The sequence below is a fragment of the Acinetobacter sp. 3657 genome, assembly GCF_031456775.1.
In the GTDB taxonomy this organism is placed as follows: domain Bacteria; phylum Pseudomonadota; class Gammaproteobacteria; order Pseudomonadales; family Moraxellaceae; genus Acinetobacter.
Window position 1 is genome coordinate 71,111 of the sequence record NZ_JAVDVH010000001.1, and the last position, 19,931, is coordinate 91,041.

The following is a 19,931-nucleotide window of genomic DNA, read 5'->3' on the forward strand; positions in this document are numbered from 1 at the left end:
GAGAATGAATGCTGCAGTAGTAAACCAACATATCTTGCAAAGTGTGGATTGGACTCGATTTGATTTGGAAGGCTGGCTCTACCAGTTCGGTGCGTGGATGTTATCTGCAATGGGTACGTGTGGACGCATTGTTAATCCAATTGCTGTGGCCATGGACAGTGCAGCCAAAGCGAGAAAGTATAAGAAGCTCTCTAAAAAGGAACAGCAACAGATCATTGTTGATTATCTCGCAGGGGACTTTGAACCACCTAAGATCAAGAACAGCCGTATAAGCTGTCAAATCAATGACAATGAAGCTCGCGCCGTACAGCGTTTGATATTAGATATGTTTGGTCAGTCTGAGATCATGGATGATTGGATGGATGCAATCATCGGCCGATACTTTTATGGCAACTCATGGGCTGAGATGGTGACAGATGAACGCAGTCAGATGGATGCACGTATGGATGTTAAATGTGGCTTGGCTGCGTTGCATTGTCGGTATGGGTTTATTACATTCTATTGAAGAGTCTGATATAGTAATATAGTATTTGAAAAGCACTAATAATGAATGTAACTAGGTGAAATTATGGCAAAATTACCCAATAGTATGAAAAACAAACAGCCACCACTATACAGACGTAATGTTACTGTTTCTCCTCCAATACTTGTAAGTGGATTAACAATAAAAGGCTCGGATGATTTATTGATAGTAAATTTTTTAGATGGGGTTAATAATCAAGAAGAAAATGCTTTAATATCCTCATATGCATTACCTAATGATGTTGCGAAAACATTGCTAGACTCTATACAAACTCATTTTGATTCATTAAGTATATCGGAAGAATAGTAATGTATATAACCCGATCGATAATAAATAATAGTCTCTCATCATTAGAAAGTTTATATGAAGACACAGAAAATTTAGTCAATGAGACTGAAATACATTCTAATATTGAAAATAAACCACTTTTATTTCGTGATATTAAGAGTGTTTTTAAAAGAGATGAATCTTTGTCTTGGCATGATTACACTAAAATAGTAAATGAAACTTTAATATGTATAGATGGCGATACAAATCTTACTTTAGCAAAAATAAAGGGTAAAATAAAAAATAAAAAATTAAAGGAACAGCTAACTAAAATAAATGAGTTAACTAAAAAAGATAAAGTAGATATTGCATCTTTAAATCAATGTTTAATGTTCTTAAATTCTAACAAGCTACAAAAAGGAGAGTTTTTTGTTGATCCTGTAGATGGTAATTTAGTTTTATACTACAATGAAAATAATAGGGTTAGTAATAAATCCTTGACAATTTCTTTTACAGGTCATAAGAAAATTAATTTTAATATTGTAGATAGAAAGCAAGGATTAACAAGAATGAATGGTTATCTAGTAATGAAAGATAATAGTTCTTTCTATAGAATAGATGAATTATTTAAAATATTTTAATAAGAGTTTACTGTGAGTATTATTAACTATCCTTTATGGCGTCATATTAATGCGACTTGTTCAAAAACAGCCCCAGATTACGTAGATGCGTTCAAGTTGAAAGATAGTGAATTATCGTCTATGACGAGTTCGTATCGCTCAAATAATCCAGTTAAAATTGAGAACATTACTGAAAAAGTTAAAAACATTATATGTGAGTTTGAGAAAAATAATTACACATGCCATAAAAATAGTAGTCTATTAGAAATAAATTTACAACAAGCTGTAAATGATGCTAATTTAGAAACAGATTTATTGGAAATTATTGTAGATGATTTTCCTCATCATAGTTTGTTTTTTAAGAATAATTGCTATAATGATTCATCTAGTCGTATGATTATTTATCAAGCAATTATTGATAATATAATTCAGCATCATGAATTAAAAAATTATAAATAGTTAAAAAAGCACCTCACGGTGCTTTTTTTAATCCCTAAAACTTTCACTTCTAGGAATAGAATACCAATAGCGGATTTTCTCACCATTATTTAGAGTTTCAATGTTAATTAATTCAAATTGAGGATTGCGGTAGAACAGATTTGAAATCATTTGCTCCACACGTGCTGTACGTTCGTGTAGAGGTTCATTTTTTGACTCAGCTATACAATTTAAGTCATTGAAATAAATTGATCTCCCCGAGTTCTTCGATTCAACACTAGTCTTCTCTTCACTGGTATCTATTTTATTTTCCAAAGCTTTTTTTAATAATTCAATCATTGCACTGTTAAGCGAATAATCAAACTCATCTGCGAAATCTACTAATTGTTGATGTAATTCAGGAGGTAAGCGGACTTGCGTTTTAATGAAATTTGTCTGTTTCTGCATGATTATCTCCTTGCTCTTGACACTAATTATAGGTACATGTAAATTAATGTCAATGCACCTAAATTTAGGTGCAAAAAAGCCCCGAGAACTTTGGACGGCAATCGAGGCTTCTATCTAATCCCTGCAAGGAGATAAGACATGAATAGTCTATCATTTAACGCTATCCAATTTCATCCTATACAACAAAACGATGACCAAATTTGGATTACTTCATCAGAGCTAGCTAAAGCTCTAGGTTACTCTGATAGTCGATCAGTGACTAAAATATATAATCGTTACTCAGATGAGTTTTTATCTAGTATGACAACGGTGGTCAATTTGGCTACCGTTAGAACGACTGGCTTAATTGCAATGGATAACCGAATTTTCTCATTAAGAGGCGCACATCTGATTGCCATGTTTGCCCGTACCCAAGTTGCTAAAGAATTTAGAAAATGGGTTTTAGATATTTTAGAAAAAGAAAGCAAACCAAAACCTTTGACCGATATACGAGATCGCATACCGCTAGCAGAAGCAGTAGGGGTTTTAGTCAGTAAATCTAACTTCAATACTGTTGAAGTTTATAAAATGATTAATCAACGCTTTGATGTGAACAAAGTCGATGAGATTCCACAGGATGTTCTACCTTTCGCCGTTGAGTATGTGCATAACCTAACTGCGGTAGTCGCACGAAGTAATGAACTACAACGCCAAGATCAACATGCTGTTCAACAATTAGTAGAAGCCGTCATCCAACAAAACTTTAAGATGATGGGTGTTTGGAATGCATTGAGATATTTAAATCCAAATGATTTCTTTACTTACTCAGGCTTAATCGTTCGCTCTAATCAGCTTGCACTGAAACTGAGTAAACGATACAACTTGAAAGGGGAAAACGGCGAGCCACTGGTCAGCCAAAATTTCAGACAGGTTTCTTTTTCTAACGGTGAGTTGATGGAGACAAATCCGAATTGGTTTAATGCGCCTGCTTAAAGATTTTTTTATAAAAAAATACTGATAGAATTGTAAACAAAAAAAAGCGCCGACTCGGAAAAGTTGGCGCTTTATAATTGGTATTCTTATGTTTATCTGTTTTGGATCTTTCTTGTCTTCGGTTCAAATTGCGAATGGAGCAAATATTAGCTAAATCCGATATAGCTATTAGTTGACATTTGTAGCCTATAAGCTACAATTTAAACAAGCAGAAAGAGGTTGTCATGTATCAGGTACTTTTAACAGATGAATTTGATCAGTGGTTAAATGGACTACGTGATAACCCAACCAAACGAAGATTGGCTCGCCGTTTAGAGAAAGTTCAATCTGGAAACCTTGGTGATACAAAGCCAGTAGGTGAGGGTGTTTGGGAGATGCGAGAATTCTTTGGTCCTGGTTGGCGTATGTATTACATACAACATGGTGATGTGATTATTGTCATGTTAGGTGGAGGTGATAAATCCACTCAACAACGAGATATAGCCAAAGCCATTGAATTGTCTAAAACATTGGAGGATTAGATCATGGTTAAAATCTCTGGGCTTAAACGCTTTGATATGGCAGACCACTTAGATAGTGAAGAAGCGATCGCTGATTATCTTTCAATGATTTTGGAAGAAGATGATCCAGAGGCATTTATTCAAGCTTTAGGTACTGTTGCTCGTGCAAGAAGTATGAAAGAAATTGCAGAAAAAACAGGCTTAAACCGTGAAAGCTTATATAAAGCATTATCAGGTGATTCAAGCCCTCGTTATGAAACGATTGCAAAAGTGGTTGGTGCATTGGGATTAAAAATTGCAATTGTCCCACAAGCTGCTCATTAATTTCATAACTTGACCTTGTACAAAGGGTATGGCATATTTCTGCTATAGTGAGCGAAGTTATAATAGTTCACTAAGTTTATTAAAAGCTCGCTAATGCGGGCTTTTTTATGAAAAATATACTTAAAACTTAACTAGTGGATAAATATTAGATGAAATCCCATTTTATTCGTGAAGGAATGAGAATTTTAAATGCTTGTCATGAATTAGGTTTAGATCTTGGATATTGCGTAGATTATCCTGATCATTTCTTAGTTACATTACCAAATGGTTTAGATCTATTAGTTCCAGCAAAAAGATGGATTGTAGTTGAAGGGCGATTTGTTTCGATTATGACAGACGAAGAGTATAAAGCTAGATTTGGAACAGTTACTGATACAAAGAGTTGATTTTGATACTGGATATATAAGTAAATAAAATTCCTCAGTAATTTATATTACGTTAATCGTGAACTTGCCGAACTTATTACGGAAAACAAAGCCCTGCTAACACAGATGTGATAGCGGGGCTTTTTCTTTTTCAAATTCGAGGATCAATCTATGAAGTTTGTAAATTGTCAGGGTTGTGAACAACGGAGGAAATGGCTGCATGACCGAGCAAAACAATCAATCAGTTCCATCCAGCGAGCAATTGACGCTCTCTCAAGTGTTGGGACAAAACAACCAGATCCTAAAGCAAAACAACCAACTGATCGTAAACCAAAACGAACTGATCAAAGCGATAAAGCAGTTAGTGCAGATCAACACTAACCAATCCCATCACATTCAAGAACTTATATGTTTGCTTACGGATGAGTCAACGGATGAGGATCAGCATCAATCTTTGGATGACTAATGATGTCAAGACCATGCCGAGAATATGGATGCCCTAATCTTGTTAAGACAAGAGATCAGAAAGGGTACTGTGATGATCACGCCAGCAAGCGAAGCAACTGGAACAAACGCCCACAACGATCAGGATCAACCACAGAGCGTGGATACGGACATGCATGGCGATTGCTACGTGAGCAAGCGTTGCGCCGTGATGATTATCTTTGTGTGAATTGTGCGGCCAATGGTTACATCGTAGAAGCAACAGACGTGGATCATATCGTGGCCAAGGAACATGGCGGTACGGATGACTTAGTTAACCTCCAATCGCTTTGTTCGCCGTGCCACCAAGAGAAAACGGCAAAAGAAGACAGTAAGAATGGGAGGGGGAGTCAAAAAGTTCAGACCTTTGCCCCTAAATGACCGCCCCCCAAGTCACATTTTTACGTGCGCGAAATTAAAAATTCAGGGTATTGACAAATGAGTGGAATTGCATCTGTTCCTGGGCGAGGTAGAAAGCCAAAACCTCAAGAGACAAAAAAGGCATCAGGCAACAAGGGTAAGCGACTGCTTAATCATAATGCTCCTGAGTTTTCTGAAGTTACAGATATCGAGGTTCCTGAGTACATCACTCCAATGGAGCATGCAGCCATGATGTGGCGTTCGGTGATTCCGGAGTTACTGAAAAACAAAGTGCTTCGGATTACTGATATGCACAATGTTGAAGCTTTCTGTATTGCTTACCACAACTGGCGTTCAGCCCAAAAAGAAGTAGCTTTGTTCGGGGTTACGATGACAAATGATCAAGGTGGCGTTATAAAAAATCCGGCTTTAACAGTGCTAAACGAAGCATCAAAACAGATGGTTACTTTCGGTTCATTGCTGGGTTTGGATCCGTCATCTCGTAGTCGTTTAACTGGTGGAAATGGCAAACCAAAAGATAACCCGTTTGCAAAGGTATTGAATATGTGACGAGGCAGAAATGACAGCTTTCCCAAACGTTGACATAGCAAACAAGTGGGCAAAGCAAGTTGTTTCAGGAAAAATACCTACGTGCAAATGGGTAAAACTGGCTTGTCAGCGCCATTTAAATGACTTAATTCACGCTAAAAAGAAAGAATTTCCATATAAATTTGAACCAAAATTAGCAGAAAAGAAGATCGCTTTCATTGAATTGCTACCCCATACAAAGGGTGAGTGGGCAATGAAGAGAATGAAGATCTCGCTTGAACCTTGGCAAAAGTTTGGAATTGCTTGCACCTTTGGATGGACGCGAAAAAAGGATGGATTCCGACGTTTCAGGGAGAGTTATTGGGAAGTACCTCGCAAGAATGGTAAATCTGCGATTGCTGCTGGTGTCGCTCTTAACATGTTTGCGAATGATGGTGAGTTCGGTTCAGAAGTCTATGCTGGTGCTACGACAGAGAAGCAAGCTTGGGAAGTATTTAAACCTGCAAGATTAATGGCCGTTCGATCTCCTGAATTTATTGAAGCGGCAGGCATTTTGATCAATGCTGGAAGTCTAGAGATACCAGATGAGGGTTCAGTTTTTGAACCAATCACAGGTGATCCTCCAGATGGTCAGTCACCACACTGTGCTGTGGTTGATGAGTTCCATGAACATCAGACTTCATCGCTATATGACACGATGCAAACAGGTATGGGTGCTCGCCGTCAGCCAATGATCTTTACGATCACCACAGCAGGTTTCAATATTGAGGGGCCTTGCTACGATCTACGTGGACGAGTGCAGGAAATGCTGTTGGGTACGGTACCCGATGATGAGCTTTTCGGTTGGATTTGGACCATTGATGAAGGAGATGATTGGACTGATCCGAAGGTTTTGGCCAAAGCCAATCCAAATTATGGCGTTTCTGTCTACGGTGATTATCTAGAATCACAGCAGCGTCGAGCAATACAGAATGCATCTAAACAAAACGCATTTAAGACCAAGCATCTAAACGTTTGGGTATCTTCTCGAACTGCCTATTTCAACATGGAAAAGTGGCAAGGTTGTACGGATAAAAACCTTAAATTTGAAGATTTTTTCACTGTTCCATGTTTAATGCCAATCGACTTGGCATCCAAGATAGATATTTGTGCTCGAATCAATTTGTTCTACAGGATTGAGGATGGGAAATTACATTATTACTGCATTGATCCTCGCTTCTATCTGCCAGAAGACACTGTGATGAATGGTGAGGAAAAGCAGGTAATTGATCGGTATCAGAAATGGATGAATTTAGGGTTTTTAGAAGTTCATGATGGTTATGAAAATGATTTTACGCTTGTCGCAAGTGATCTGATTAATGATGCCAGTAAAGTACCTCTGACTGAGGTTCCTTATGATGAATGGAGTGGTTTTCAGGTCGCACGTGACATTACAGATGCGGGATATGAGGCAGTGAAAATTCCAAAGAATGTGAAAACCTTTTCACCCGCGATGAAAGAGCTAGTTGCAGCGATTTCATCTGGACGTTTCCATCATGATGGGAATCCGATTTTATCTTGGATGATCGGAAACGTAATTAGTAAGCCTGATGCCAATGAAAATGATTTTCCTCGTAAAGAGAAAAGTGCAAAGAAGATTGATGGTGCTGTCGCATTATTGATGGGTATCAGTCGTGTGCTTGCATTAACCAGCCAGAAACAAGAATCGAATTTATCTCAACACTTGGAGAAACACGGGGTTAGAAGATTGTAATGAATTTATTATCAAAAATGGGGGCGTTTCTTGGTTTCAAGAATTCGCCCTCAATCATTTCTAGTCCTGATGATTTAGCCAGACTTTGGGGTGCTGATTGTGTCGTTGGTAGTCAGCCAATAACCCCAACACGAGCAATGCAATTAACAACTGTATTTACATGTGTAAGGGTTTTGTCTGAAAGCATGGGGATGTTGCCTTGTCGGCTATATCGCAAAGAGGGCAAGAAAAAGATTCCTGCTGAAGATCATAAGTTACATGATCTTCTTTACGTTGCACCAAATGACTACATGACTGCTCAAGAGTTTTGGGAGTTGTTAATGGTGTGTTTGTGCCTACGCGGCAATTTTTTTGCTTATAAAGTTTATGCGCTGGGCCAAGTTGTTGAGTTGTTACCGCTTGAACCCTCAACCGTTACTCCAAAACTTAAAGATGATTGGACTGTTGAATATCACGTTTCATTTAAAGATGGCGTGAAGATCCTTTCACAGCAAGAAATTTGGCATGTTCGATTATTCACATTAGATGGTTTAAATGGACTAAATCCAATTGCCTACGCTAGAAAGTGTTTTTCTCTTGGTTTAGATCTTGAGACGCACGGCTCAAATCTTTTTAAAAATGGTGCTGTTACTTCTGGTGTTTTAGAAACCGATGAGGAACTTACAGATACAGCATTTGGTCGGCTTAAAACAGAGTTTACTGAAAATCATACAGGGCTTACCAATGTTTATAAGCCAATGATTTTAGAGAAGGGACTTAAGTGGAAACCAACAGCACTCAATCTTGAAGACTCTCAATTTCTTGAAACGAGAAATTATCAATCAAATGAAATTTGCGCTTTGTATCGTGTGCCTCCGCATTTAGCGGGCATGTTGGAAAAAATGACACTGAATAATATTGAGCACATGGGTATGTCCTTTGTGAGTTATTCACTTGTCCCTTATATGACGCGTATTGAGTCACGCATCAAAGTCGGTCTGATCAAACCAAGTGAACGAAATAAATATTATGCCAAGTTCAATGCAGGAGCATTGATCCGCGGTGATTTGAAAACCAGATATGAGTCATATGCGATCGGTATCAACTGGGGTTTTTTATGTCCAAACGATGCTAGGGAACTAGAAGACATGGACCCACGCGAAGGCGGTGACATTTACCTCACACCAATGAATATGACGACCAATCCTGATAAGGGGAAAGATAGTGGAAGTTAAATATTTAAATGTTCCTCTAAAAATCAAATCTGTATCAGATACGGGTGAATTTGAAGGGTACGCATCTGTTTTTGATGTCATTGATAGTTACAGCGATATCGTAGTCCGTGGTGCATTCCAAAAGTCATTAGAACGTTGGGCTGAAAGAAATGATTTGCCTTCAGTTTTGTGGCAACACCAAATGGCTGAACCGATTGGACCATTTACCGAGATGAAAGAAGATGATTACGGGCTTTTTGTTCGTGGTCGTTTACTTATTGATGATGATCCATTGGCAAAACGTGCGCATGCTCATATGAAGGCTGGCAGTGTCAAAGGGATGTCGATTGGTTACATGCTGAAAGATTGGGAATATGACTCTGCAAAGGGTGCATTTTTACTTAAAGAAATTGATCTGTGGGAAGTGTCTATTGTGACCATGCCTGCAAATACTGAAGCAAAGATTACCGAAGTGAAAGCATCACTTCAAAAAGGCGAGATTCCTTCGCCGTCCAGTGTAGAGAAAGCATTACGAGAGGTAATGGGACTTTCTCAAAAACAGGCCAAGGCTTTTATGGCTAAAGGCTACAGTGCATTAGGTTCTCAGCGAGATGTTGAAAGTCAATCCAGCACAGTCGATTCAATTAAAGACTTAACAGCATTTTTAAGAGGATAAATACTCATGGCTATTGATGAAAAAGATCTTGGCGAAGTAATCACAGATCTAAAGGGTGCATTTGAAGATTTTAAAAAATCAAATGATAAAGAACTCGATGCGATTAAAGCGGAAAAGGCAAAGCAAGTTGAAGTAACAGATAAACTTAATGAAAAATTGGGTGATCTAGATGCTTTAAAAGCAGAGCTTGAAAAGGAAATTAAACAAGCGAAGCGACCGGGTGCACCAAGTGGTGGGGATGTTGAAGCACATAAAACAGGCTTTTTACAATTCTTGCGCAAAGGTAATGACGATGGGCTTGCTGATCTCCAAAAAAAGGCAATTCAAATTGGTGTGGATGCAGATGGTGGCTATGCCGTACCAGAGGAACTAGACCGAACCATTTTGCAGTTGCTTCATGATGAAAGTCCAATGCGCAAAGTGTGTAATCAAATCACCGTAAGTACATCTGACTATAAAAAATTAGTCAGTTTGGGTGGCGCGGGTAGTGGTTGGGTTGGTGAAACAGCCGCACGTCCTGAAACAGGTACACCAACATTACAACAAATTATGGCTACCATGGGGGAGATTTACGCTAATCCACAAGCCACACAAACCTCACTAGATGATGTTTTCTTTAATGTTGAAACATGGCTACAAGATGAAGTTGCTCGTGAGTTTGCAGAAAAAGAAGGCTTAGCTTTCTTGCTGGGTGATGGAATTAACAAGCCTAAAGGTATTCTTAATAATCCTTTTGCAGCGACGGATGATAAAACTCGTCCATTCGGAACGATCCAACAACTGAGTTCTGGTACTGCTGGAACTTTTAATGGCGACAACCTAATTGACCTAATCTACTCAATTAAGGCGGGGTATCGTCAGAACGCAGTTTTCATGATGACCAATCTTACACAATCTAAAGCCCGTAAGTTGAAAGACAACGAAGGCAATTACCTGTGGCAACCTGGTCTACAAGCTGGACAACCTTCAACCTTGTTAAGCTATGGAATTGAAGAAAACAACGATATGCCAGAAGCCGAAGCGGATGCGAATGCTATTTTATTTGGTGATTTCAAACGTGGTTATACGATCGTTGATCGCATGGGCACGCGTATCTTACGTGATCCATTCACAAATAAACCTTATGTGGGTTTCTACACAACAAAACGTGTTGGTGGAATGTTGACAGATAGTAGTGCATTTAAAGTTTTAGCTTTAAAAGCATAATTCAATTTGGGTATTGAAAGCCTCTTTTAAGAGGCTTTCTTTTTTGGAGAGTTCAAATGCCAGTTATTACGGTTAAAGAGAAATTTAAGATTGCAATCGATAACGGTAATCAAGTTGTAGAGTTTGTACCAGGTGAATTTATGGTTGATGATCGTGTGGCTCATGTGGCCATTCACCAACTTAAAGTCGCTGTACTAAAAAAGGGTGGTAGCAAAAATGCCAATTCTGACATTGGAACAGGTGAAGCAGCGGCTCAAAATTGATAGCGAAGATGAGGATGCAGATCTTCAACTATTAATAGATGCTTCGCTTTCTGCATTTGAAGAAGTAACAAATCGAAAACTGTATGAAGTGGGTGAGGTTATTCCTGAAGATGTCACCAATGGGATACATGTATCGCCTTTCATTGTTCAGGGTGCTTTAGCCTTAATTGGATATTGGCATGAAAATCCTGAAGCAACAGGCAACATGGAGCTATTACCTAAATCAACGACGTGGGCTTGGAATCGACATCGGTTTATAAATATGGGGTGATTTATGGAGTTTGGAAAACTTAAACACCGCATTACCGTTCAGAAATATACTGAATATCAAGATGATAATAACCCTGAATATTTAACTAAGGAATGGGTTGAATATTGCACTGTTTGGGCAGATGTTCAGGATCTTTCAACCAGAGATACATTACAGGCTCAGTCAATTTGCTCTACATTACAAGCGCGTGCTGTGATTCGTTATAGCTCTAAAGCTGTATTAATTGATAGCACCATGCGCATATTGTTCGATAGTAAGTTTTATCAAATAAACGGTAATCCAAAACGTGATTTACACAATCGTAAAACTTATATCACTCTCGAACTGAGTGAGGGGCTAAAGGAATGGATATAGCAAAGTTTGAGTTAACTGGTGATAAGCAGATTTCTAAACGACTTAATCAACTCAGTAATCCTCAGATAGCTAAAAAACTGGCAGTTCGTTCGGCTCGTAAAGCTATGACACTGGTCAAGAATGCCGCTGTTGCAAATGCAAGTTTAATTGATGATCCTGAAACATCAGAACAAATCTCAAAAAATATCGTTGTCCGAGCTGGGAAATCTAAAGATAGAAATTCTGTACGGATGCGAGTTGGTGTGAAAGGCGGTACTGAGTTTTGGCGAATACATAAAAATATGGTTCGCAAAAACAATGCAAGTGGTGAGAATGAGCGTATACCAAATCCTTATTACACACCTGTACCCAACAATACTTCGTATTGGTGGCATGTAGAGTTAGGTACTAGGTACTCAATGGCTGTTCCATTTCTACGACCAGCATTGGATAACAATATTGAAGTTGTTACTCGAACATTTTCAGTTGATTTTATGGCGGGTATTGATGAGGAGTTGAGGAAAATCCAATGATTCCAATACGCACAATTCTGAATGATGCACCATCTGTTACAGCGTTATTAAAGGGGAGTGATGGTGTGTTGCGAGTATATCGAGATTTGGCAAGTGAGGGAGTGCAATACCCTTATGCTGTGTGGACGTTAGTCAGTGGCCATGCCATCGACAACGTAGATGTTCCTGCGGTGGATGACAGTATTGAAATACAGATCGATGTTTATGCTAAGACTGAACAAGACCGAGACAATGTATTTAAAGCGGTGCGAAATGTATTAAAGCATCACAGCATTATTAATAACTTTCCAAATATTGGTTCAGGTGTTCCTGGTATTTACAGAGGGACGTTCACATGTGGCTGGTTGATCGAGGCCTAAAGGTTTTATTTGAAAGATAGCGACCTAAATGGTCGTTTTTTATTGCCTATTGTTTGAGGAGTAGCTACTCATGGCGCGTATTAAAGTTCAAAAAACCCAAGTATTTTATTTTGATGGAACTGCAATCGTTCCTGTGGTCTGTGCAAAAACAATTGATTTAGGTCAGGACAGTGAAGAAGATGTTGATGTAACTTGTCTTGATTCTGATGAGGTTGATAGTGATGCAGGTCAAGTCACACCCGGTGAAGGTTCACTTGCAATTGACTTTGATGATGAAAACTCATCACATCTTCAATTATTAGCCTTATCTAAAACAGATCCAAAGCAAACAGTACACTGGTATCTAGGTTCTTCACACAGTACTGATGGACCAACTGTGACAGGGGGCGCGGTAACATTACCAACAACACGTACATGGTGGGAGTTTGATGGATATCTTAAACGTGCAGCGCCAACTTTTGAAAAAGGACAACATGTTGGATATTCATTCCCACTGAAACGCCGTTCTTCAGTCCAAGAAACAATCCGTACTATTGGACCATAATCATGAAAAGTATTAAGGATCTTAAGCGTGTCACCAAAATTGGTGCGCCTGTTAAGCGGACTGTGGCATGGGTCGTTATAGCAGATGACGATAATATTGATTTTCTACGTGAACAAACGGGTAATAGTGAAATCGTTTTGGGGGAATTGGTAGATTTAGAAGGTCAGGTTTTTATTAAAAAACTTAGCTTTAATGATACATCTGAAACTTCAAAGGCCATCGAGTGGGATATTGACTACGACAATATTGAAAACTCAAAGGTAAAGGCTGTGGATCATCGACAATTACAGGCTGCACAGTTATTAGGTTCAGTTTGTGAAGATTTAGATGGCAAGCTTTTCTTTAGTTCTGTAGATGATGTTCTTTGCTCAGATCCGAATTTCATTAATGCCTTATATGCCGTTTCCAGTGAGGTTAATAATTTTTCGGGAAAGTCTCGGACAAAGAGTTCTCAGAAAATGAATTCTGGTGCGAGCTTGTTATCAATGGAATCGGTGGAAACACCATTGGAGAAGCCAAGCGAAACCTAAGCAATGCCGAGTTTCAAATATGGAGAGCCTATCGTGAAAGACGAGGCTCTCTTTTTATTGGTCGCCGTATTGAGCAGGCTTTTGGAAGTTTCATGGCCTTTTATCACAATGGCAAAGTGAAAGAGGAAGATTATCTCGAACCTGCTCTTTTTATGCCACATGAGGATAAACCTAAAGAAATCGAGATCTCGTTGGATGAAGCTATGGAAAATGGGTTTCGATGAAAGTGAACCGTCAGTTGGCGGTTTTTTTATTGTCTGGAGAAAAGTATGGCGACCAATCTTGGTACTTTGACATTAAATCTTATTGCAAATACAGGATCATATACACAAGGTTTGCGAAATGCTGAAAGTTCAACAGACTCAGCCTTTAAAAAAATGCGTGGTGCAGTTAATACCTATGGCAATGTTGTTGGTGCTGTAGCAGCGAGTGCGATTGTTGGATTGGCTGGCCTAGCATATCAAACAGCACAAAGTGCAGTAGAGCTTGAGAAATTTGCACTGCGAGCAAACTCATCAACCCAAGAGTTTCAAAAGATGGCAGTAGGTGCTGCTGCCTATGGTATCCAACAAGAAAAACTCTCTGACATGATGAAAGATTTCAATGAGAGATTGGGAGAGTTTACAACGATTGGCTCAGGGGAAGCGGTAGACTTTTTTGAGCAGATCGCAACCAAAACTGAGGGTGGTGCTGCAGGTGCGAAAAAACTTGCATTAGAAATGCAAAAACTAAGTGGACCAGATGCTTTGCAACTTTATGTCGATAAGATGCAGGAAGCAGGTGTAACACAACAGCAGATGTCATTTTATCTAGAAAGCATGGCATCAGACATGACAGACCTTATCCCGTTGTTGATCAATGGTGGTGAAGGAATGAAACTTTATTCAGATGCTGCTGAACGTGCTGGCTTAGTGATGAATGAAAAGACAATTGCATCATCAAAGATTTTAAAAGAGCAAGTATATCTATTAGATTTGCAGTTGCGCGGAGCAAAAAACCAACTTATGCAAGCTGTTATTCCTGCTTTTGTAGATATAGCAGGAGCATTCTTTAGTGGCTCAGAACAAGGTCTGCAATTCACCGAAGTTGCAGATGGTGTCGCAAAATCATTGAAAGGAGTTGCATCAGTAGCGATTGGTGCGGTGACAGCGATTCAGCTAGTAGGTAAAACACTGGGTGGAATGGCTGCTGTGGGTGGAGCGATTTTTAGTGAAGCTAATTGGTATGAAATGAATCCAATTGGATTTGTTAAAGCTGCTTATGATGCTAGAAAAGAAATCGGTGCACTTACAACGGAAATAAAGTCTGATTTACATAATACGGTAATCGGTGCGGCTGAACGCATGGATAAAATGTGGGAGGGCAATGACGCTTCAACAGCAAAACAAATGGCTAGCTTGAAAGAGTTATCTAAAACTCAATCTGGTGTAACAAAAGGTCTTGATGAATGGGTTGATAAACAGAATAAATCTAGTGATGCCACTAAAAAAAACTCAAAAGCCCAAACAGACTTAAATAGACTTCTTGAAGAACAAGCTCAAATTCGAAAATCATTAACTTATGAGTTTTCCACTGATCTTCAACGAATGAAAATTGATTACGAAAGAGTGCTAGTAGATATTAACGATGCCAATTTCTCTCCAGCATTACGTAGTCAATTTTTATCTACTGCAAAAGCTAGGTTTGAAGATGAGCAAGTTCTTTATAAGATGAAGCAGGCTCTTGAACTTCAAGAACATAAGATAAATGAAGAGTCAAAAGCCAAAGCGACATTTATTATTGATCAGCAAATCATCGCAAATCGAACTGATATAAATACTGCTGAAAAACAACAGTATTTGAATGCACTGCAAGAAAAACATACTCGAGCAATGGCTTGGTTGAGGCTTGAGCAGAACATGCGTCTAAACGATGCATCACAAGTATTTCAAACTGACATGCAGAATATTGCAGCTAAGTATGAGTTTGAGCGTCAGCAAATCATCTTAAACAGTCAATTTAGCAAAGATGAGCGTCAAGCATTAATCGATGCATCTCGTATAACAGAAAGCATGGATCAAGCCCAAGGGCGGGATGCAGCATTGTATGGGATGTTGAATGCTTCGGGTATTGATACGACACAAGAGGAAGCAGCGGCCCAACGTGCTGAAGCTTTTCAGGCAGCATTGGACTGGCAGTTGATTACTCAAGAAGAGTATCAGCAAAAGATGCTTGAAAGTGAAAGTCAGTATTATCGTGCTAAAGCAGTGTTAGGTTTGCAAGATGCAGCTAATACAACTGCTGGAATGGCTGATCTGATGGGAAGCTTACTTGGTAAACAATCCGCTGGTTATAAAGCTATGTTTATTGCATCCAAGATGTTTGCACTTTCCAAAGTAATTTTGAATGCACCTGAAACGTTCTCGAATGTGTATAACTCTGTTTCAGCAATTCCAATGATCGGTCCATATATTGCGCCAGTTGTTGCTGGTGGTGCTTTAGCAGTTCAACTTGGTCAGGCCGCACAAATCAGATCAATGAATTTACAGGGCTTTGCCGCTGGTGGACATATTACTGGTAAGGGAACTGGTACAAGTGATGATATTCCGATTTGGGCATCTAATGGTGAATATATGCTTCGTGCTGCCGCTGTTGAAAAATTAGGATTGGATAATCTTGATTACATCAACCGTACTGGTATGTTGCCGTCAAGATTTGCAACGGGAGGTTTAATTGGTAAAGAACGTTTCTTATCAACATCAAGCCAAAGTGATCGGCGTGGTGATGGTGTGAATATTATTATCAATGTGCCATCTGGTTACACTGCAAATGAAAGTCGTGATGGTAGTGGGAATGTGACGATTGATGTGGTGGAGAATTTTGTTAAACGAGCGTTTAGCAATTTAAATCAAGCGAACTCATTTGAATCTAAGCAGATCCGGAATAACTTTAATGTGGGGCGTGTACGATGAATAAACTCGATCTTTGCCCACTTCAATCAAGTTATTCAGTCAAGTATGGTACATCAGTTGAACGAATAGTATTAAGCGGTGGGTTTGGTCGATATGTTCAAACTAAAAACGCTAAAAAGCATTTGGTCGATGTGGCCTTTACACTTCGTGAAGATGACTTCATATATTTCAGAGCATTTTATCTAAATTGGCAGCTTAACCCGCTGCCTTTTTTAATGTCTTTAATTATTGAAGACAGCGAATTTAGAGAATATATCACTCAGTTTATGCCTGATTCTTTCACATTTAATGAGTTAAGCGGAAAGATTTTTAAAGTCTCTGCGCAGCTCGTTGTGGTGACTTCGGAAGTGCAGATTCTAACTTCAAAGCCGTATCCCTTATTTTTTTATGATTCTATTAAATCAAGTGCTCTTCCAGTAAATCCAAGAACATTCGATCCAGTTTTGAACAATGAGAATCTTTTAACGAATTTTTCAGTCAAAAATGCAAAGTATTTATCTGAAATCACTTATACAACTTTGCCTTACGAACCTGTTGATCAAGTTAAATCAGATTTTTCAGTCAGAAATGCAAAGTATCTGTCTGAAATCACCTATAAAACTTTGCCTTATGAACCTATCGATCAAATTAAGTCTGCTTTTTCAGTCAAAAATGCGGTGATCAAAGATGTGTTAATTACGCATGAGACAAATGCTGATCTGATGCAATCGGAATTCATTGTGTTAAGTGCCAAGTATATTGAGGAGATTTAATATGTTATTTAAAACGAATATAAAAGTTGGCGCGAGATTTAAGCTTATTGTTAGAAAGTCTGATGAACAAAGATTAAGCGAAAGTGCGTGGAGTGATAATTTGGTTCTTGATGCAGGACTCGACGCGATGGCTGGAGTTGGTAGTGCAGCAATCTCTCATGTATGGGTTGGATCGGGGAATTCTGCACCAGTTCCGTCTCAAGTTAGTTTAGATAATGCTATTGCTGGAACAAGTACAACACAAGGTAGCGATCAATCGGGATTGCAGGTATCCGCTTTACCTTATTATTATTTTTGTAAAAGAACATTCCGTTTTCCTCTTGGAGCTTCGGCTGGAAACTTGTCTGAGGTAGGGCTTGGTAATGGTGCAGGTTCTTTATTTAACAGAGCTTTGATTCGAGATAGTTCAGGCAACCCTACGTCAATCACGGTTCTAGCAGATGAGATACTAGATGTTCTCGTTGAGCTACGTATTTATCCATCCACAAATTTCTCAGGTCAATTTCAGTTACTCAACAAATTTGACGAAGTAGTTAGTGCACATGACTATGCTGGCAATGCTGTACTTCACAATAATGGTATAGCATGGTCAGTAGCGTCTGTTCGTGTAGATTTGCCATTACTAGCAGCAAGAGTAATGGCAAATTCAGTAAATCCATTAAATACATCATATCCAAATACTACAGGTGCTGTAACCAAAGTCATGTCCCAATCAAGACCAAATAACAGAGCTTTAATTGGTTTATTTACATTGGGTCTGAATGAGGGAAATGATTGGGATCACAAGGGCATCCTGATTCCGATTGCAAACTTGTTGTCTAAAGGAGATTCGTCTGCGCTGATCGGTTACAAATGGGATATTGATCCACCAATTCCAAAGAGTAATCAGCAAACACTAAGATATATGTTTGAGCTAACATGGGATAGGTATATGCCATGATGCCGAATAATGCATTATCAACAAGCAGCGTTTACGCTGCTTTTTTAGTGCCCAATCGCATTGATGAGTTAATCGATTACGAATGGGGTGGTAGTGATTTATATGACGCATCGCAGGGTTTGCAAGCCAAGTTATGGACTTGTTTTTATGAAAGTGGAGTTATCAAAGCCAAAGCAGATCAAGTGATTCATGACTTAATCACTGTCGATGATGTGACAGCATTAAGCTTTGCATTTGATTTAAATATGCGTCCTGTTGTGACTTATGTTGTAAATCATGAAGTGTTTTTGTGGTGGTATGACACTGCAGTTGCACGGCATGTGACAACGAGTTTCGGTAGTTTGATCATTACCCCACAGTTATCACTCGATGATCACCGCACAATTTATTCAGCAAATGCAGATGTGATTTTTGCATATATTAAAGCAGAGCAACTTTGTATTCGATTGCAACGAGATCGTTATCAAATTGAGTATGAGCTGGGAGCAGGACAGGTACTCATTCAAATAGGGATGATGACCAACAACAGATTTGGATTTGCTACAAAGATCATGAATGGTTTTGATCTGTTTTTAGATCAGATGTATGTCGATGCTCGAAATAAAGCATTACGTTTTGATTATCTGGATCTGTGTTCACTGCAGGCATCTTATAGTGTTCAATTCGGAAATAGCGTCATCAAAGCTGAAGGGTTGAATGAAGATGCTTTGAGAACCCAATTTGAAAATATAGAAAATGTGGTGTCGGTCGCTTTCAATCTGAAAGAAAAAGACTTTGACTACTTCATATCATTTTTCAGAGTCTGGCAGCATAAACGCAAGCCGTTTTATATAGATCTAGTTTTAGATCAACGTCCACGCACCCAGTATCTAGCACACTTTGTATATGACAGCGTTTCGATGACGAAAAGTGGTGCTGTATTCAAAGTAAGCGCTCAGTTATTTATCTTGAATAATGATCTTGATAAATCAGCAATTAAAACGATAGCGGAGTCACGGAATGTCAGAGCTTGAGAGTTTTTTATACGGTCCAGATAACGCCTATTTGATTGAGTGTATCGAGATAAATCATAGTCTCTGGCCAAAGCCGTTGCGCTATGTGACCAATGTTTCTGAAGGTGTAACAGTCATTCAAAGTGGTCAGCCAACTTTTTATGAATATGCAGTGCTCAAAATTGATCGCGGCAGTGTCAGTGATGATCTTGATCAGAAGTTAGCGATAACGGTCGGGGATTTGGGTAAAGTCATTCCTGGTCTTGTTGATCAAATTATTGAGCAAGTATCACTTGAGCGACCGCAAGTTACTTATCGAGCGTATTCAAGCATTGATTTATCAAATCCAATTTTGCAGATCGATCACTTAGAAGTCACAAGCCAGAACAACGACTATCAAGGAACGACATTTGAAGCTGAAGCAGAGCAGCTTAACGAAGTTGGTACTGGATTGTTATTCACAAAAGAGAATTTTCCGACCTTGGTTGGCTTTTACTAATGAGGTAAAGAAATGATTGAATTTCACGATAGCATTCACTCAGTTGACTACATGATTGATCTAAAAGACATCTCAAATATTGAGCGACGTTTCCGTAGTAGCCGCGGATCTGAGTCAAACTATGATGTTATTTTCACGTTTAAAAGCGGAAAAGTTATCGAAATGACTTTGAGTGATGCCGATGTAACTCGGCTTTCAAGTGCTGTGGAAAATGCATAAATGGTGAGTTTAGCGAATGAGAGATTTTAATCTGCAATTGCTTTCATTATTTGAAATGCAATACAACGT

29 protein-coding genes are annotated in these 19,931 nt (G+C 38.8%); 28 read left to right on the plus strand and 1 reads right to left on the minus strand.

Going from position 1 to position 19,931, the window contains the following annotated elements; genetic code table 11:
- Positions 1 to 4: 4 nt before the first annotated feature.
- The 4 genes from J2Y37_RS00335 to J2Y37_RS00350 all read left to right on the plus strand — a co-directional run bounded on the left by J2Y37_RS00335 (position 5) and on the right by J2Y37_RS00350 (position 1,869).
- Positions 5 to 505, plus strand: a complete 501-nt coding sequence (locus tag J2Y37_RS00335) for a hypothetical protein (protein WP_349031445.1) — start codon at positions 5 to 7, stop codon at positions 503 to 505.
- 63 nt (positions 506 to 568) lie between these two features.
- The gene (locus tag J2Y37_RS00340) at positions 569 to 829 is read left to right on the plus strand and encodes a hypothetical protein (RefSeq protein ID WP_349031446.1); all 261 of its coding nucleotides are present in this window, start codon (positions 569 to 571) and stop codon (positions 827 to 829) included.
- 2 nt (positions 830 to 831) lie between these two features.
- Positions 832 to 1,431 (plus strand): hypothetical protein, encoded by a 600-nt coding sequence (locus J2Y37_RS00345; protein ID WP_349031447.1) that lies wholly within the window; start codon positions 832 to 834, stop codon positions 1,429 to 1,431.
- Between the two features lie 12 nt (positions 1,432 to 1,443).
- The gene (locus J2Y37_RS00350) at positions 1,444 to 1,869 is read left to right on the plus strand and encodes a hypothetical protein (RefSeq protein WP_349031448.1); all 426 of its coding nucleotides are present in this window, start codon (positions 1,444 to 1,446) and stop codon (positions 1,867 to 1,869) included.
- Between the two features lie 27 nt (positions 1,870 to 1,896).
- Here J2Y37_RS00350 and J2Y37_RS00355 read toward each other — a convergent pair whose 3' ends face one another.
- On the minus strand, positions 1,897 to 2,295 hold the full coding sequence (locus tag J2Y37_RS00355; RefSeq protein ID WP_349031449.1) for a hypothetical protein: 399 nt from the start codon (positions 2,293 to 2,295) through the stop codon (positions 1,897 to 1,899).
- 138 nt (positions 2,296 to 2,433) lie between these two features.
- On the opposite strand from J2Y37_RS00355, the gene J2Y37_RS00360 reads away from it, so the two are divergent.
- The 24 genes from J2Y37_RS00360 (at position 2,434) to J2Y37_RS00475 (ending at position 19,862) form a co-directional block, all read left to right on the plus strand.
- Entirely contained in the window at positions 2,434 to 3,267 is an 834-nt protein-coding gene (locus J2Y37_RS00360; RefSeq protein WP_349031450.1) for a BRO family protein, read from the plus strand.
- Between the two features lie 224 nt (positions 3,268 to 3,491).
- On the plus strand, positions 3,492 to 3,788 hold the full coding sequence (locus tag J2Y37_RS00365; protein WP_241323358.1) for a type II toxin-antitoxin system RelE/ParE family toxin: 297 nt from the start codon (positions 3,492 to 3,494) through the stop codon (positions 3,786 to 3,788).
- A gap of 3 nt (positions 3,789 to 3,791) precedes the next feature.
- Positions 3,792 to 4,091: an addiction module antidote protein gene (locus J2Y37_RS00370; protein ID WP_241323357.1), complete on the plus strand. Its 300-nt coding sequence runs from the start codon at positions 3,792 to 3,794 to the stop codon at positions 4,089 to 4,091.
- A gap of 149 nt (positions 4,092 to 4,240) precedes the next feature.
- Positions 4,241 to 4,477, plus strand: a complete 237-nt coding sequence (locus J2Y37_RS00375) for a hypothetical protein (protein WP_241323356.1) — start codon at positions 4,241 to 4,243, stop codon at positions 4,475 to 4,477.
- 199 nt (positions 4,478 to 4,676) lie between these two features.
- A complete protein-coding gene (locus tag J2Y37_RS00380) occupies positions 4,677 to 4,922 on the plus strand; it encodes a hypothetical protein (protein ID WP_241323355.1) in 246 nt (81 codons plus the stop codon).
- A 455-nt stretch (positions 4,923 to 5,377) separates the two neighbouring features.
- On the plus strand, positions 5,378 to 5,869 hold the full coding sequence (locus J2Y37_RS00385; protein ID WP_349031451.1) for a phage terminase small subunit P27 family: 492 nt from the start codon (positions 5,378 to 5,380) through the stop codon (positions 5,867 to 5,869).
- A 10-nt stretch (positions 5,870 to 5,879) separates the two neighbouring features.
- Positions 5,880 to 7,601 (plus strand): terminase TerL endonuclease subunit, encoded by a 1,722-nt coding sequence (locus J2Y37_RS00390; RefSeq protein WP_349031452.1) that lies wholly within the window; start codon positions 5,880 to 5,882, stop codon positions 7,599 to 7,601.
- Positions 7,601 to 8,815, plus strand: coding sequence for a phage portal protein (locus J2Y37_RS00395; protein WP_241324180.1), 1,215 nt, complete (start codon positions 7,601 to 7,603; stop codon positions 8,813 to 8,815). Before J2Y37_RS00390 ends, J2Y37_RS00395 begins: the two co-directional genes overlap by 1 nt.
- Positions 8,805 to 9,470 (plus strand): HK97 family phage prohead protease, encoded by a 666-nt coding sequence (locus J2Y37_RS00400; RefSeq protein ID WP_121930870.1) that lies wholly within the window; start codon positions 8,805 to 8,807, stop codon positions 9,468 to 9,470. Before J2Y37_RS00395 ends, J2Y37_RS00400 begins: the two co-directional genes overlap by 11 nt.
- Positions 9,471 to 9,476: 6 nt before the next feature.
- The gene (locus tag J2Y37_RS00405; RefSeq protein ID WP_349031453.1) at positions 9,477 to 10,676 is read left to right on the plus strand and encodes a phage major capsid protein; all 1,200 of its coding nucleotides are present in this window, start codon (positions 9,477 to 9,479) and stop codon (positions 10,674 to 10,676) included.
- 56 nt (positions 10,677 to 10,732) lie between these two features.
- The gene (locus J2Y37_RS00410) at positions 10,733 to 10,939 is read left to right on the plus strand and encodes a hypothetical protein (protein ID WP_349031454.1); all 207 of its coding nucleotides are present in this window, start codon (positions 10,733 to 10,735) and stop codon (positions 10,937 to 10,939) included.
- Complete coding sequence (locus J2Y37_RS00415; RefSeq protein ID WP_241317389.1) at positions 10,893 to 11,210, plus strand: head-tail connector protein; 318 nt, start codon at positions 10,893 to 10,895, stop codon at positions 11,208 to 11,210. Before J2Y37_RS00410 ends, J2Y37_RS00415 begins: the two co-directional genes overlap by 47 nt.
- Before the next feature lie 3 nt (positions 11,211 to 11,213).
- The gene (locus J2Y37_RS00420) at positions 11,214 to 11,564 is read left to right on the plus strand and encodes a phage head closure protein (RefSeq protein ID WP_349031455.1); all 351 of its coding nucleotides are present in this window, start codon (positions 11,214 to 11,216) and stop codon (positions 11,562 to 11,564) included.
- Positions 11,555 to 12,076: an HK97-gp10 family putative phage morphogenesis protein gene (locus J2Y37_RS00425; protein ID WP_349031456.1), complete on the plus strand. Its 522-nt coding sequence runs from the start codon at positions 11,555 to 11,557 to the stop codon at positions 12,074 to 12,076. Before J2Y37_RS00420 ends, J2Y37_RS00425 begins: the two co-directional genes overlap by 10 nt.
- Entirely contained in the window at positions 12,073 to 12,435 is a 363-nt protein-coding gene (locus tag J2Y37_RS00430; RefSeq protein ID WP_241324141.1) for a DUF3168 domain-containing protein, read from the plus strand. The genes J2Y37_RS00425 and J2Y37_RS00430 overlap by 4 nt, the downstream gene beginning before the upstream one ends.
- A 70-nt stretch (positions 12,436 to 12,505) precedes the next feature.
- Positions 12,506 to 12,979: a phage tail tube protein gene (locus J2Y37_RS00435; protein WP_113997082.1), complete on the plus strand. Its 474-nt coding sequence runs from the start codon at positions 12,506 to 12,508 to the stop codon at positions 12,977 to 12,979.
- A 2-nt stretch (positions 12,980 to 12,981) separates the two neighbouring features.
- Entirely contained in the window at positions 12,982 to 13,509 is a 528-nt protein-coding gene (locus J2Y37_RS00440) for a phage tail assembly chaperone family protein, TAC (protein WP_277602889.1), read from the plus strand.
- Positions 13,510 to 13,601: 92 nt separating this feature from the next.
- Positions 13,602 to 13,733, plus strand: a complete 132-nt coding sequence (locus tag J2Y37_RS00445; protein ID WP_347005572.1) for a hypothetical protein — start codon at positions 13,602 to 13,604, stop codon at positions 13,731 to 13,733.
- Between the two features lie 45 nt (positions 13,734 to 13,778).
- Entirely contained in the window at positions 13,779 to 16,460 is a 2,682-nt protein-coding gene (locus J2Y37_RS00450) for a hypothetical protein (protein WP_349031457.1), read from the plus strand.
- On the plus strand, positions 16,457 to 17,212 hold the full coding sequence (locus tag J2Y37_RS00455; RefSeq protein WP_349031458.1) for a hypothetical protein: 756 nt from the start codon (positions 16,457 to 16,459) through the stop codon (positions 17,210 to 17,212). Before J2Y37_RS00450 ends, J2Y37_RS00455 begins: the two co-directional genes overlap by 4 nt.
- A 1-nt stretch (position 17,213) precedes the next feature.
- Complete coding sequence (locus J2Y37_RS00460) at positions 17,214 to 18,152, plus strand: hypothetical protein (RefSeq protein WP_349031459.1); 939 nt, start codon at positions 17,214 to 17,216, stop codon at positions 18,150 to 18,152.
- On the plus strand, positions 18,149 to 19,165 hold the full coding sequence (locus J2Y37_RS00465) for a hypothetical protein (RefSeq protein WP_349031460.1): 1,017 nt from the start codon (positions 18,149 to 18,151) through the stop codon (positions 19,163 to 19,165). The genes J2Y37_RS00460 and J2Y37_RS00465 overlap by 4 nt, the downstream gene beginning before the upstream one ends.
- Positions 19,152 to 19,643: a hypothetical protein gene (locus J2Y37_RS00470; protein ID WP_349031461.1), complete on the plus strand. Its 492-nt coding sequence runs from the start codon at positions 19,152 to 19,154 to the stop codon at positions 19,641 to 19,643. Before J2Y37_RS00465 ends, J2Y37_RS00470 begins: the two co-directional genes overlap by 14 nt.
- A 12-nt stretch (positions 19,644 to 19,655) precedes the next feature.
- A complete protein-coding gene (locus J2Y37_RS00475; protein ID WP_349031462.1) occupies positions 19,656 to 19,862 on the plus strand; it encodes a hypothetical protein in 207 nt (68 codons plus the stop codon).
- Positions 19,863 to 19,931 lie beyond the last annotated feature (69 nt).

Bases quoted from the DNA above. Each gene is read 5' to 3' on its own strand.
- J2Y37_RS00335 (WP_349031445.1), top strand. From the start codon at position 5: ATGAATGCTGCAGTAGTAAACCAACATATCTTGCAAAGTGTGGATTGG.
- J2Y37_RS00340 (WP_349031446.1), top strand. From the start codon at position 569: ATGGCAAAATTACCCAATAGTATGAAAAACAAACAGCCACCACTATAC.
- J2Y37_RS00345 (WP_349031447.1), top strand. From the start codon at position 832: ATGTATATAACCCGATCGATAATAAATAATAGTCTCTCATCATTAGAA.
- J2Y37_RS00355 (WP_349031449.1), bottom strand. From the start codon at position 2,295: ATGCAGAAACAGACAAATTTCATTAAAACGCAAGTCCGCTTACCTCCT.
- J2Y37_RS00360 (WP_349031450.1), top strand. From the start codon at position 2,434: ATGAATAGTCTATCATTTAACGCTATCCAATTTCATCCTATACAACAA.
- J2Y37_RS00365 (WP_241323358.1), top strand. From the start codon at position 3,492: ATGTATCAGGTACTTTTAACAGATGAATTTGATCAGTGGTTAAATGGA.
- J2Y37_RS00370 (WP_241323357.1), top strand. From the start codon at position 3,792: ATGGTTAAAATCTCTGGGCTTAAACGCTTTGATATGGCAGACCACTTA.
- J2Y37_RS00375 (WP_241323356.1), top strand. From the start codon at position 4,241: ATGAAATCCCATTTTATTCGTGAAGGAATGAGAATTTTAAATGCTTGT.
- J2Y37_RS00380 (WP_241323355.1), top strand. From the start codon at position 4,677: ATGACCGAGCAAAACAATCAATCAGTTCCATCCAGCGAGCAATTGACG.
- J2Y37_RS00385 (WP_349031451.1), top strand. From the start codon at position 5,378: ATGAGTGGAATTGCATCTGTTCCTGGGCGAGGTAGAAAGCCAAAACCT.
- J2Y37_RS00390 (WP_349031452.1), top strand. From the start codon at position 5,880: ATGACAGCTTTCCCAAACGTTGACATAGCAAACAAGTGGGCAAAGCAA.
- J2Y37_RS00395 (WP_241324180.1), top strand. From the start codon at position 7,601: ATGAATTTATTATCAAAAATGGGGGCGTTTCTTGGTTTCAAGAATTCG.
- J2Y37_RS00405 (WP_349031453.1), top strand. From the start codon at position 9,477: ATGGCTATTGATGAAAAAGATCTTGGCGAAGTAATCACAGATCTAAAG.
- J2Y37_RS00410 (WP_349031454.1), top strand. From the start codon at position 10,733: ATGCCAGTTATTACGGTTAAAGAGAAATTTAAGATTGCAATCGATAAC.
- J2Y37_RS00415 (WP_241317389.1), top strand. From the start codon at position 10,893: ATGCCAATTCTGACATTGGAACAGGTGAAGCAGCGGCTCAAAATTGAT.
- J2Y37_RS00420 (WP_349031455.1), top strand. From the start codon at position 11,214: ATGGAGTTTGGAAAACTTAAACACCGCATTACCGTTCAGAAATATACT.
- J2Y37_RS00425 (WP_349031456.1), top strand. From the start codon at position 11,555: ATGGATATAGCAAAGTTTGAGTTAACTGGTGATAAGCAGATTTCTAAA.
- J2Y37_RS00430 (WP_241324141.1), top strand. From the start codon at position 12,073: ATGATTCCAATACGCACAATTCTGAATGATGCACCATCTGTTACAGCG.
- J2Y37_RS00435 (WP_113997082.1), top strand. From the start codon at position 12,506: ATGGCGCGTATTAAAGTTCAAAAAACCCAAGTATTTTATTTTGATGGA.
- J2Y37_RS00440 (WP_277602889.1), top strand. From the start codon at position 12,982: ATGAAAAGTATTAAGGATCTTAAGCGTGTCACCAAAATTGGTGCGCCT.
- J2Y37_RS00445 (WP_347005572.1), top strand. From the start codon at position 13,602: ATGGCCTTTTATCACAATGGCAAAGTGAAAGAGGAAGATTATCTCGAA.
- J2Y37_RS00450 (WP_349031457.1), top strand. From the start codon at position 13,779: ATGGCGACCAATCTTGGTACTTTGACATTAAATCTTATTGCAAATACA.
- J2Y37_RS00455 (WP_349031458.1), top strand. From the start codon at position 16,457: ATGAATAAACTCGATCTTTGCCCACTTCAATCAAGTTATTCAGTCAAG.
- J2Y37_RS00460 (WP_349031459.1), top strand. From the start codon at position 17,214: ATGTTATTTAAAACGAATATAAAAGTTGGCGCGAGATTTAAGCTTATT.
- J2Y37_RS00465 (WP_349031460.1), top strand. From the start codon at position 18,149: ATGATGCCGAATAATGCATTATCAACAAGCAGCGTTTACGCTGCTTTT.
- J2Y37_RS00470 (WP_349031461.1), top strand. From the start codon at position 19,152: ATGTCAGAGCTTGAGAGTTTTTTATACGGTCCAGATAACGCCTATTTG.
- J2Y37_RS00475 (WP_349031462.1), top strand. From the start codon at position 19,656: ATGATTGAATTTCACGATAGCATTCACTCAGTTGACTACATGATTGAT.